Source organism: Paenibacillus mesophilus (assembly GCF_005938385.1).
GTDB lineage: Bacteria > Bacillota > Bacilli > Paenibacillales > NBRC-103111 > Paenibacillus_AB > Paenibacillus_AB mesophilus.
Map to the genome: position 1 here is coordinate 115,245 of NZ_VCRA01000014.1, position 11,839 is coordinate 127,083.

General features: G+C 49.5%; 12 protein-coding genes. All 12 read left to right on the forward strand.

Features of this window, described 5'->3' with window-relative positions; translation table 11 throughout:
- Positions 1–57 precede the first annotated feature (57 nt).
- Positions 58–528: a flagellar assembly protein FliW gene (fliW, locus tag FE783_RS23315; protein ID WP_158301989.1), complete on the forward strand. Its 471-nt coding sequence runs from the start codon at positions 58–60 to the stop codon at positions 526–528.
- 4 nt (positions 529–532) lie between these two features.
- Positions 533–763: a carbon storage regulator CsrA gene (csrA, locus tag FE783_RS23320; protein ID WP_138881800.1), complete on the forward strand. Its 231-nt coding sequence runs from the start codon at positions 533–535 to the stop codon at positions 761–763.
- 213 nt (positions 764–976) lie between these two features.
- Positions 977–4,051 (forward strand): flagellin N-terminal helical domain-containing protein, encoded by a 3,075-nt coding sequence (locus tag FE783_RS39020; protein ID WP_420799762.1) that lies wholly within the window; start codon positions 977–979, stop codon positions 4,049–4,051.
- An 80-nt stretch (positions 4,052–4,131) separates the two neighbouring features.
- Positions 4,132–4,506 (forward strand): DUF8042 domain-containing protein, encoded by a 375-nt coding sequence (locus tag FE783_RS23335; protein ID WP_138881801.1) that lies wholly within the window; start codon positions 4,132–4,134, stop codon positions 4,504–4,506.
- A gap of 12 nt (positions 4,507–4,518) precedes the next feature.
- Complete coding sequence (gene fliB, locus FE783_RS23340; protein ID WP_138881802.1) at positions 4,519–5,766, forward strand: flagellin lysine-N-methylase; 1,248 nt, start codon at positions 4,519–4,521, stop codon at positions 5,764–5,766.
- Between the two features lie 71 nt (positions 5,767–5,837).
- A complete protein-coding gene (locus FE783_RS23345) occupies positions 5,838–6,236 on the forward strand; it encodes a flagellar protein FlaG (RefSeq protein ID WP_238403220.1) in 399 nt (132 codons plus the stop codon).
- A 59-nt stretch (positions 6,237–6,295) separates the two neighbouring features.
- Positions 6,296–8,194 (forward strand): flagellar filament capping protein FliD, encoded by a 1,899-nt coding sequence (gene fliD, locus FE783_RS23350; RefSeq protein ID WP_138881803.1) that lies wholly within the window; start codon positions 6,296–6,298, stop codon positions 8,192–8,194.
- 14 nt (positions 8,195–8,208) lie between these two features.
- Positions 8,209–8,781 carry a flagellar export chaperone FliS gene (gene fliS, locus FE783_RS23355; protein ID WP_238403221.1) on the forward strand — a complete coding sequence of 191 codons (573 nt, stop codon included), beginning with the start codon at positions 8,209–8,211 and terminating at the stop codon, positions 8,779–8,781.
- Positions 8,774–9,112 carry a hypothetical protein gene (locus FE783_RS23360; RefSeq protein WP_138881804.1) on the forward strand — a complete coding sequence of 113 codons (339 nt, stop codon included), beginning with the start codon at positions 8,774–8,776 and terminating at the stop codon, positions 9,110–9,112. Before fliS ends, FE783_RS23360 begins: the two co-directional genes overlap by 8 nt.
- Positions 9,113–9,527: 415 nt before the next feature.
- Complete coding sequence (locus FE783_RS23365) at positions 9,528–9,725, forward strand: cold shock domain-containing protein (RefSeq protein ID WP_138881805.1); 198 nt, start codon at positions 9,528–9,530, stop codon at positions 9,723–9,725.
- A gap of 338 nt (positions 9,726–10,063) precedes the next feature.
- Positions 10,064–10,618, forward strand: a complete 555-nt coding sequence (gene hpf, locus FE783_RS23370) for a ribosome hibernation-promoting factor, HPF/YfiA family (protein WP_138881806.1) — start codon at positions 10,064–10,066, stop codon at positions 10,616–10,618.
- 127 nt (positions 10,619–10,745) lie between these two features.
- The gene (locus FE783_RS23375; protein WP_138881807.1) at positions 10,746–11,834 is read left to right on the forward strand and encodes a site-2 protease family protein; all 1,089 of its coding nucleotides are present in this window, start codon (positions 10,746–10,748) and stop codon (positions 11,832–11,834) included.
- The last annotated feature ends 5 nt before the right edge of the window (positions 11,835–11,839 follow it).

The window sequence follows — 11,839 nt, forward strand, 5'->3', positions numbered from 1 at the left end:
CGGCATTTTCGGTATTGTTCGAGTCAGAACGATTTTATGGAAACGGAGTGGGTGGATATGATTCTGAAGACAAGAGACTTCGGCGAAATCGAAGCGCAGGAACAAGATATTTATCGGTTTGCCGGGGGGATTCCCGGATTCGAGGATAGAACGGCCTTTATTTTGCTTCAAGCCGGGGAGGAGAGTTCCTTCTACTACTTGCAGTCCGTTGAGGAGGAGAAGCTGTCTTTTGTTTTGACCGACCCGTTCTTTTTCTTTCCGGACTATGAAGTGGAGTTGTCCGATACAGTCAAGGAAGAGTTGGAGATAGGAGACCGGGCGGAGGTGGTCGTGCTCGCCGTTGTTTCCGTTCGGGAGCGAATCTCGGATGCCACGGTCAACTTGCTTGCTCCCGTCGTGTTTAACAAAAGCAAGAGAAGCGGCAAACAGATCATCCTCGCCGGCTCCGGATATACGACGAAGCATAGGCTGATGCCGGACACGGGGAATGCGGCTCCGGCCGCTGCCGCCTTGAGCGAGGAGGAGTGAGCGTATGCTGGTGTTGACGAGGAAAAAGGGCGAATCGATTATGATCGGAGATTCCATAGAATTGGTCGTGATCGGAGTTGAGGGCGATTTGGTGAAATTGGGGATACGCGCCCCGAAATCTGTCGAAGTGTACCGGAAAGAATTGTACGATTCGATTCAATCATCGAATAAAGAAGCGACGGAGCGATCGGTTTTGGCACAGGATTTATCCGCATTTTTCAAGAAAGATAAGTAAATTGTGGCAATGTAGAGATATAAGCGGTTTTTGACGGGAAAATGGTCGAAAATCGCTTTATGCTATCCGCCTTGCTTAAAAATTGCTCTTATATTTTTGTCGTGAAAATTCGATATAAGTAGTAGGACTTTTCTATCGGGACCGGCCGGCCTGATAGAAATGCCTGACCCACAAGGATGTGGGAATTAGTTACTTCAGGGAGGAAGAAAAGGCATGAGAATTAATCACAATATCGCGGCATTGAACACGTACCGTCAGCTGACCACGAACTCTTCGGCAGGCGGCAAATCGATCGAGAAATTGTCTTCCGGTCTGCGCATTAACCGTGCAGGCGACGACGCAGCAGGTCTTGCAATCTCCGAGAAAATGCGGGCGCAAATCCGTGGTCTCGACCAAGCTCAACGCAACTCGCAAGACGGCATCTCGATGATCCAAACGACCGAGGGCGCTCTTAACGAGACTCACTCGATCCTGCAGCGTATGCGCGAGCTGGCTGCCCAAGCGGCGAACGACACGAACGTATCCGTCGACCGCGAAGAAATCCAAAAAGAAATCAACCAGCTGACTTCCGAGATCAACCGGATCGGCAATACGACCGAGTTCAATACGCAGTCGCTGTTGAAAGGTAAGAATGTTCCGGTTGTGGAGACGGCTGCTACAGTTGGTACGATTAAAGATGGTGTTGCTGGGGTAGCCGCAGGAGCGGTTTCGTCAATTACGACTAACCATAATAGCGTGAAGGCCTCTACATCTTCCTTGACGGTACAAGCCTCCTCTAGCCAATCGACAGCAACAACCGCAAACTTCACTGTAACAACAAGTAGTATTGAGGGGCAAAAAGCCACGGCCAACTTATCCAATGGTATGAATTTTACAGCTGCTGCTAGTGGAACAGCGTTAAATAATATTACCATTGAGATGAAGCAGGCTACAGCGGGAACGACTGCGACGTCGATGTCAAAGACAGGGAATATTTGGACGATTGAAGTCGGAACAAATGCTGACGGTACTTCTGTAGTAGCGAACAGAGGAGAACTGTATAACGCGATTATTAATTCTACCGATTATGCTGCTGGCAATAACTTCTCAGCGGACTTTACCTTGGCAGTACCGGACAATACTTCAGCCGCTTTAGCGCCATTTAGTACGGGCGTATCTAGCGGTGGTGTTGCTGAAGTGGTGGGTGAATATCAGTTTGATTTAGCAACTCAATTCAAGGAAGCTGGAGATACGATTACCTTTGGCGGAAAAACATTCACCGCAGTAATTGGTACAGCCGATGTAACCAAAGGTGAATTTTCCATTGGTGCGAGTGCTAGTGCTATTGATGTTCTAAACACACAAGCGGCAAGTTTAAAAGCTACAATTCTCCACGCAACACAGCTTGGAGGCAGATTCCAGGATGACACTTCAGTTGGGGCTACTATTAAGCTACAAGAAATAGCTGGACAGGCAACTGGTGTCGACGTTAGTTCACCTGTAGTCGCGGGCTCTGGTACTGACGATATACTACAGATATCAGATGCAAGCGGTAGAAACCTGAAAACGGTAACCATTGTACAAGCTGCTGCGGGTGGTGCGGCTGCGACAGCAAGTACAGCTGCTATCGCTGGTTTCGATCTAACAGCCGGTGCAAATGGTACAGATTTGAATGGTGTAAAAGTTAAATTTGACATCTCTGCCTCAACAATGGCGACGGATCTAACAACGAGCTGGGATTCCGAAAATGGCGTACTTACAGTTTCGGGGAATGTTAATAGTGCCGGCACGGTAAATGCTGCATTGCTATCTACAATTGAAACAGGAATAAAAGCAGCAGGTTTTGCCGCAGGAACAGGTTTGGCTGCCGCATCAGCTGGTCTTACCACTGACACGGGTGCCTCCGCAGCAACAAATCTGGCTGGTCAAACATTGACTTTCGCAGGTGGCGGTAAAGCGATTGTTGCCAACCAACTGCAAGTCGTAAATGAAAATGGCAATTTAACAATTCATCTTGCAGCTGATTCTGCGAGCAAGAACACAGCAGAAAAAATTCAAGAAGCGGTTAGAGCTTTGGGCGTTGAGGGCCAAGACTTCACTCAGTATACCGTTACATCTTCGGGCAATTGGGATACGCAAACGCTTGGTAACCGTTTAACAGATGACTCTTCTACATTTGTTGGCGGAACATTCGGCGTAGAAGGCGAGTACCAATTTGAAGTTACGACACCTTTCAAAGCTGGCGATATTGTCGATATCAAAGGACAAAAGTTTGTAGCTGTGGAAAGCGGTGCTCAAGCCACTAAGGGTCAGTTTAATGTTTCCGGCGGCGATGCAGCTGCACAAGCCCTAGCTCTAAGAGATGCCATTAGTTTGAATGATGCTCTTAAAGATTCATATCGTGTTTCTGGCACGGGAACAACTATTACTTTGAAAGAAACAACGGCTTCTGGTGTTGATCTTAAACAAACTGATCTCGCAGTACGTGGTACGGGTACTCAAGGCGAGTATGTTATTGAATCCGACGAACTGCTTGCAAGCGGATCGAGATTCAGCGTTGACGGGGAAGAAATTCTCGTAACGAATAAAAACCAACATGTTGGCTTCGACAACGGTACTGCTGTGAAAGTAGCTCAAACAGCTGCGGATCAATCCAAAGCTCTTGCTGACGCTATCAATACGAACGCCAAACTGAAAGACAAATACGAAGCTTCTGTCAACGACAAAGGCCAGCTCGTATTGAAACAAACGGATACTAACGCATCGGCTACAGCTCCTGCTGTTTCGACCAAAAACTCGTCCGAAGGCGACTTCCAAGCTACGTTCCAAATCGGCGCGAACAGCGGTCAAAGCATGACGATCACTGTAGGCGATATGCGTTCCGGAGCTTTGGGCATCAGCGGCGACGGCTCGGTTGGTACGGTGAAAGCGAACAACGGCTCCGTTGCTTCTTACACAAAAGTATCGAACGTAAACAGTGGCTCCGACAACAAAAACGTCGAGTTCGCCCTGGACGTAACGACGAGCGAAAAAGCTTCGGCTGCTCTGAGCGTAATCAACGACGCTATTGAGAAGGTCTCGTCCCAGCGTTCCCAATTGGGTGCGTTCCAAAACCGTTTGGAGCACACGATCAACAACTTGGGCACATCGTCCGAAAACCTGGTAGCTTCCGAGTCCCGTATCCGCGACGTAGATATGGCGAAAGAAATGATGGAGTTCACGAAGAACAACATCCTTTCCCAAGCCGCTCAAGCGATGCTGGCTCAAGCGAACCAACAACCGCAAGGCGTACTGCAATTGCTCCGTTAATCCGGTCCAATCTCCGGGGGACTCTAGTTGGACTAGAGTCCCTTTCTTTCTAATATGAACAACGAAGGCGAGGTTTCCACGTGTCCCCCGATTACGAAATCCGCGAACGGACCTTGGTCCTGGCCGATACTTGTCTGGAAGGCTTGACGCACATGCAATGGCAAATGCAGCAGGGCTATTATGAATCTTCCTTGACGTTGTATTGCGATGTGCTCGATGCTATCCATCATATTGAACGATCGGTTCATCTGTCTATCGAGGTCGATTACAGTGACCGAACCGACGGCTGGTTTGCGGTTCAGGAGCAGCTATGCGAGCGGTTGGACGAAATGGCCGAGGCTTTCCGGGCCCGTCGGTTTCACCTATTGCCTCCGCTTCTTGCCCGACTTGTTCCTGTCTATCGCTTATGGCATAACACCGTGCATCTTTACCTGAATCCAAATTACGTCGTGTGAGGGGAATCGCTGATGACCGTAAAAACAAAAACTAGACTTGCCCTAGTTCCGCAATATATGCGGAAATTCCAATGCATCGGCCCCAGCTGCGAGGACAGCTGTTGTGTCGGATGGCGCGTCAACATTGACGAATCTACCTATCGCAAATACCAGGATGTGGATCATGCCGATCTGCAGACTGATCTTGATAAATATGTGACCCGCAACCGCTCGAATCCGTCGGCAGCCAACTATGCCAAGATCAAAATGAAGGCCGGCGGAGCCTGTCCGTTTCTGGACGGAGAGAAGTTGTGCGGCATTCAGAAAAACTTGGGCGAATCGTATTTGTCCAACACATGCTCGCAATACCCTAGATCCAACAATATGACCAATGGACAATGGGAGCGGTCCGCGACCGTATCTTGTCCTGAAATTGCCCGGCTCGCTCTGCTGAACCCGGAGCCTATGGAGTTCGACCAAATTGAAGAAGATGCCGATGCACGGTTTGCCACGAACAAGGAGCTGCATACCGGCGACGTCAAATATTTGAATAAGCCTCAACGTTTCTTTTGGGAACTACGCATATTTACGATTCAAGTCTTGCAGCACCGCGCTTTCTCCTTGTCCAGCCGACTCATTTTACTTGGCTTGTTCTATCAGAAAGCACAGGAAAAGGCCCAGGCCGGAGAGGTTCAGAAGATTCCGGAGCTGATCGAAGAATTCATGGTCATGCTGTTCCAAGACTCCGTTAAGCGGCAGTTGGACGAAGTTCCGGTACAGACGGCGCTTCAGATGAAGCTGGCCAAAGAAATTATGGATCAACGGTTCGCCAGCGGGGTTAACAGCTCCCGCTATATGGAAGTCATTACTCATTTCCTGCACGGCATTCAGTTCACCAAGGAAACACCGGTCGAACAAATTGCCCAGCGTTACGCAGACGCCTACGAAAATGATTACTCGCCTTTTATGGCCGAGCATGAATATATACTTGAAAACTATTTGGTCAACTACGTATACAAGAACATGTTTCCTTTCACAGGCAGCAAGGAACTGTTCGATGCCTATGTCATGATGATCATCCACTATTCCATGATCAAGCTTCTTCTGATCGGAAACGCGGGTTTCCATAAAGGGCTCGATACGGATCGGGTTCTTCTCGTGATTCAGTCGTTCGCCAAAACGATCGAGCATAGCGACGTATATTTGAGGAAAATGGAAAAACTTCTGAAAGAAAACGGCTATACGACGATGGCTTATATGAGCATCCTGATCAAAAATTAACGTTTCACCCTAAACTATCGTCGGAATTGATCCGATGAATGTAGTAACGGAACTCGAAAGGGGAAGGAACCATGGACTCATCGCTTGGTTCAGTCAAAGGGGTTTCGGGTACGCCAATGTCGCCACCGCCGCATCAGTCTCAACCATCTGCAGGTGTTCCCGATTTACCGAAACAACCCGCTCCTCACACCATGACCCAAGAGGACGCCAAAAGAGCGGAAATGCAAGGCAAGCCGGTTTCCATGAGCGAGGAGCAATGGATTCGCGCGGTCGAGAAGGCGCTGAAGCTCGTGCAAGGCCCGATTACCTACTTGGATTTTTCTGTACACAAGTCGACGAAGGAAGTCATGGTTAAGGTAATGAACAGAGAAACCGGGGAAGTCATTCGCGAAATTCCCCCGGAAAAGCATCTCGATCTTGTAGCCGATCTGATGAAGATGGCCGGTGTACTGGTGGATAAGAGAGTTTAAGCAAAGCACGCTTCAAGACGGAATGGCAAGACCCGGTCTGAAAAGGAGTGAAAAGCAGGATGGTATTTCGAATTGGCGGGTTAGCTACCGGTATGGATACCGATTCCTTGGTCAAGCAGATGCTTCAGGCATACCAAACGCCGATAGACAAAGTCAAGCAGCAAAAGCAACTGATCGAATGGAAGCGGGACGATTATCGGGCGGTTAATACGAAGGTGCTCGCTTTTCGCGATGCGGCTTTCGATATGAAGCTGAAAGGCGCTTATACGACGAAAAAGGCCGAGTCCGAGAATGAGCAAGCCGTTAAGGTGTCGGCTACGAACCAAGCGATCGAAGGCGTATACACGATTAAAGTAAAAGAGCTTGCCACCTCCGCTACTCTGACATCGTCCGCAATCGGTAAAAAAAATAATCAGGCCAAAATGTCCGAGCTCGGCGTAACGGACCCGACATCCATTACGTTATCCGGCGATAAAGGCAGCGTAACCGTCATGATCAAGCCCACGGACACAATCTCCGACGTAATGGGCAATATCAATAACAAAACTCGTCTGACCGGAGTCAATGCGAGCTACGATGCGAGCCTGGACCGGTTTTATTTCACCAACCCGGCGACGGGGGAAGCGGCCAAGTTCGAGCTGAAAAGCACGAATGCGGATTTATTGGGCAACGTATTCAAGCTGTCCGGCTCCGCCGTATCGACGGTAAAGGGCGAGACGATTACGACAACGGTCAAGTTCGACAGCGTGCTGCTTCCCGTCATTTCCGCCGAGTTGACGAAAGACAAGTCGATCGACACACAATTTTTCCGCATAACCCGGGACGGCAAAGACTACGATTTCTCCATCAAGGCGGATACGTCGATAGGTAACCTTATTGACCAGATCAACGGTTCCGAGCTAGGTAAGACCGGCGTCTCGGCCTATTTGAACGGTGACGGGAAGCTGGCGTTTTTTAACGCCGACCAGTCCAAACAGCTGGAATTCGCCGAGGTTTCCGAAAGCACGACTCAGGACGAGATCAAAATTCTGGAACAGCTTGGCCTTCAAAACGCTTCGGGAACGAATGTTTTCACTAAAACGTCCGATCAAGACTATACAAAGTTGGAAACCAAAGGGAAAGATGCCGTCATCGAGTATAACGGCATTGAAGCCAAATATGCGACCAACAGCTTTGTCGTGAACGGCCTCAATGTAACCGCCAAGAAAGTAACGACCGATGCGGTCTCGGTTTCCATATCCGGGGATACGGATGCCATTTACGATAAAATCAAATCGTTCGTGGACAAATATAACACGCTGGTTGACGATATTACCGCGAAAACGAGCGAGGCCCGGGACCGGGATTATACACCGCTGACCGACGAGCAGAAGGAAGCGATGAGCGAGGAACAAATCAAGGCATGGGAAGCTAAAGCGAAGAGCGGGATGCTGCGGAGGGACGATGTGTTGAGAAACGCCCTGTCCTCGTTCCGAAACTCCTTAGCAAGCGTGGTTGGCGGGATGACCGGAAGCGAGCTGAAGCAGTTGACCCAGATCGGGATTACGACCGGGTCGTCGTATACGGAGAACGGAAAGCTAAGCATAAACGAAGAGACACTGCGAAAAGCGATCGCCGAGCGGCCGGAAGAAGTAGCCGCGATGTTCACCGTTGACGATGGCAATGCGAAAGCGGATGCCGGAGACGGATTCGCAGTCAGGCTTCACCAAAAAGCGACAGAGCTGATCGACAAGCTGAAATCCATCGCGGGAACGACCGACATGACGTACTCCCAGTATGACCAAGGCAAGCTCCTTAGTGATATTGACGAGCGAATCGAACGTTTGAAGGATCGCATGGAGGATGCCGAAGATCGGTACTATGCGCAGTTTACGGCAATGGAAAGGTACATCAATCAGCTGAACCAGCAAAGCAACTGGCTTTCCCAGCAGTTGGGCGGCTCCACTCAATCCAGTTAGGGAGGCATCTTTAGGTGAATAACACGTATTCCCAGGCCCGTTCAGCTTATGGAAAGCAGCCGCAAGCCGTAACGCAGGCCGCGGTGCAAGTACCGCCCCCAACGAACCAGGCCGTGCCTAGCCAGCTTAAGACTCCAGCGCCGCAGCAAAATCCATCGCAGCAAAGCAAATACTTAGAGAATACGATCATGACGGCTCCGAAGGAGCAATTGCTTCTGCTGCTATATAACGTTGCGATTAAAGCTTGCAAAGGAGCCAAAGAAGCGATTGTTCAAAAAAATTACGGCCAGGCGCACGAGCATTTGCTGAAAGCTCAAGAAATTTTGTTGGAATTGATGGTCACTCTGGATCAAAACATTCCGATCTCGGAACATTTGACCAAGCTGTACGATTACTTCATCGACCAATTAATCGAAGCGAACGTCAAAAAAGACCCGGCACCGGTCGATTTAGTTCTAAACTTTTTGGTCGAACTGCGCGATACGTGGGCGGAGGCCGCCAAAAGAGCGAGAGCCGGAGGTGCGGCGATACCTTCCGGTACGGTAGCCGCGCCGTCTGCCGAACCGGGCGCGCCCGTGCATGGTTAATCCGGTACGCGAACTGCTTGAACTGACCGAGCAAATGGCCGGACATGCTGATCATGCGACGGTAGAGCAGTTGGAGAAGTACATGAAGCGCCGGTATGAACTATTTACCTTATTGGAACTTATGGACGATAAGGAACGTCTCGATCTCATGCGAGCATTTCCCGGTCAATCACTCCAAGAGTGGGATTCTATCATAGAACGAGCGATGATTCGTTTCAAGAAAGAAGCGCAAGATAAGCTTGTACGTTTTCAGCAAGCCAAGCAGCAGCGGGTAGGATACGACGGTGCCGCGCTAGATACGAATAGCTTTTTCTTTGATCGGAAGAAATGATCGCGTTACAAGACATGCACAGGAGGCATGTCTTGTTTCATTTTCAGGGTTATTTTTGTATTTCACTTGCAACGATTCTCTAAATCTTGGCCGCTCCGAAGAATTGGGGGTTTTAGAGGTTCATGTCCCGATTTTCCGGTGTAACTGCGCAGAGATGGTTGAGCTAACATTGTGCACAACTGAACAACTTGCCTGTGGATAATGTGGATAACCCTGTTAATAACTAATGAAAACAAGCTTTCATAATGTGAGTTTTTTGTAAATAGCCAAATTTTCTCGCAATTCGCTCAAGCAAAAAAATGGCGGATACTGGGACTTTAGATATCGCTTTCACGTTGACACGAAGCGGTCCGGATGGTATAGTCAGGATGTGGGCACAGCCCGCAGCTATTTGAAGATGAAGGGAATGTTTTGCATGCAAGGTAAAGTTAAATGGTTTAACGCAGAGAAAGGCTATGGATTCATCGAGCGCGAAGACGGCGGAGACGTATTCGTACATTTCTCGGCAATCCAATCGGACGGCTTCAAAACCTTGGAAGAAGGCCAAGCCGTAGAATTCGACATCGTGGAAGGCGCACGCGGACCGCAAGCAGCTAACGTCGTAAAGATATAATCAACCGGCTAACGAGCCGCGATTGAATATATACGCTAGCAGCGAAGACTCCCCGGGAAACCGGGGTGTCTTTTTTGTTTGAAATTATGACGTGCCCGAACCTGCTGTTATATAGGTTTATCTTATATTTTCAGAATATACAAAACATTTTGAATTATTGTAAAGTTTTTTTGAAGTGGGCATTTAAATATGATATAATGATAGTAAGAAAAACAGCTGAGGACGACCCCCGGAAGGGGCGGATACCACGGAGGTTTTTCCCGATAAAGCCCTTCCTCTTTCGCTCCACCTGGCGAAAGGCGAACATGCTTTATCCACATGAAAGGAGCTGTTGGACAATGAACTTTACCATTCGCGGACAAAACTTGCTGCTCACCGACGCTCTAAAAGACTATGCGGCAAAAAAGATCGGAAGGCTGGAAAGGTACTTCGAAACTGCTCCCACCTCAGATGCGATCGTCACGTTGAACGTAATTAAAAATATGCAGGCCGTAGAGGTGACGATTCCGCTGCCGGGCGTACTGCTCCGCGCCGAGGTGCGAAGCGACGATATGTACGCTTCGATCGATTTGGTAACCGAGAAGCTTGAACGTCAAATCCGCAAGCATAAGACGAAGGCCAACCGCAAATTTCGAAGAGACGGCACCCGCTCATTGTTCAGGGAATCTTATGACGGCTCCACCGCAGTACGTCACCTCGACGAGGAAGACGACGATTTGGAACTGGTGCGCACGAAGCGCTTTAATCTAAAGCCGATGGATGTGGAAGAAGCGATCCTCCAAATGAACATGGTCGGCCATAACTTTTTCGTATTCGCCAACTCGGACTCCAAGGAAGTCAACGTAGTATATAAGAGAAACGACGGCAAATACGGCTTGATCGAACCGAATTAACACATATCTGAATCGAAGGCAACTCACATAGCATACCGAAAGCCCGATCCTGAAACGGATAGGGCTTTTTTACGTAGTAAGGAACTGATGCGCTTTTTTTGTAGAAAGCCGTAAGGAGGGTTCGCCAATGGAGAACAAATCGGCTAAACGAGGCGGCGGCTGGCTGTTGGGGGCGGCCGGGCTGTTTTTGCTCAGCAAAGCCAAGACGCTGCTAGCGCTGCTAAAATTCAGTAAGTTCGGCTCCGCTATTGTGAGCATGCTGGTTACGGTATGGGCCTACACGATCGTATTTCCGCTGCAGGTGGCGGTTGGCCTGGTTGCGATGATTTTCATTCATGAAATGGGGCACGTTGCGGCGGCCAAGCGTAAAGGGTTGCCGGTAAGCGCGCCTTTCTTCATTCCGTTCGTGGGGGCGCTCGTGATGATGAAGCGTCATCCTAGAGATGCGCTCACCGAAGCGTATATTGCTTATGGCGGACCCCTAATCGGGACTTTGGGCGCTACGGCTGCATTCGCTATTGGCTGGTATGGGCTTCAGACGGGTGGCGGACCGGGCTGGTATATATGGATCGTGATCGCCAAGATCGGATTTTTCTTGAATTTGTTCAATTTGCTGCCCATGCAGCCCTTGGACGGAGGCAGAATCGCTTCGGCGATCAGCCGGTGGCTGTGGATCGTCGGCTTGATCGGCGGGGCGCTGCTTATCGTGTTTATGCAGGCTTGGATTTTAATTATTTTCTGGATATTATTCGCCTATGATTTGTATAAAAAGTATATCCGCAAAGTCAAGGTGAACCCGGTCAAACATATTCTGAACTGGGAGACACCGCTGCAGCCTCTGCTTGACCAAGGGTATTTCATTCCCGGGGAAGAGCATAGACGCGAGCTGCCCTTCACGACATCCAGCACACTGGAAGGCGTACAGCAAATTACGGTAACGTGGGAATCGCTTGGACTTACGCATTCGGCCGATCTACCCGGCCAATCGGTCATCGATAAGGTCGAAGTGTTCCGGGTTGCGAGAAAGACCGATGAGGAGGAGCACAAGCTTGTCATAGTTGCGACGGTACTAGGCCATACTCATGAAAGCGAGACCTATTATGAGGTTCCGGCGAAAGCGCGGCTCGGGTACGGGTTCGCCTACTTCGGATTGATTGCATACATGCTGCTGATGTTGTGGGCGATCGGCACGATGGCTATCCCGGAATTGGCGTAGGGCAA

Bases quoted from the DNA above. Each gene is read 5' to 3' on its own strand.
- FE783_RS23375 (WP_138881807.1), top strand. From the start codon at position 10,746: ATGGAGAACAAATCGGCTAAACGAGGCGGCGGCTGGCTGTTGGGGGCG.
- fliD (WP_138881803.1), top strand. From the start codon at position 6,296: ATGGTATTTCGAATTGGCGGGTTAGCTACCGGTATGGATACCGATTCC.
- fliB (WP_138881802.1), top strand. From the start codon at position 4,519: ATGACCGTAAAAACAAAAACTAGACTTGCCCTAGTTCCGCAATATATG.
- fliW (WP_158301989.1), top strand. From the start codon at position 58: ATGATTCTGAAGACAAGAGACTTCGGCGAAATCGAAGCGCAGGAACAA.
- FE783_RS23345 (WP_238403220.1), top strand. From the start codon at position 5,838: ATGGACTCATCGCTTGGTTCAGTCAAAGGGGTTTCGGGTACGCCAATG.
- FE783_RS23360 (WP_138881804.1), top strand. From the start codon at position 8,774: ATGGTTAATCCGGTACGCGAACTGCTTGAACTGACCGAGCAAATGGCC.
- csrA (WP_138881800.1), top strand. From the start codon at position 533: ATGCTGGTGTTGACGAGGAAAAAGGGCGAATCGATTATGATCGGAGAT.
- FE783_RS39020 (WP_420799762.1), top strand. From the start codon at position 977: ATGAGAATTAATCACAATATCGCGGCATTGAACACGTACCGTCAGCTG.
- FE783_RS23365 (WP_138881805.1), top strand. From the start codon at position 9,528: ATGCAAGGTAAAGTTAAATGGTTTAACGCAGAGAAAGGCTATGGATTC.
- hpf (WP_138881806.1), top strand. From the start codon at position 10,064: ATGAACTTTACCATTCGCGGACAAAACTTGCTGCTCACCGACGCTCTA.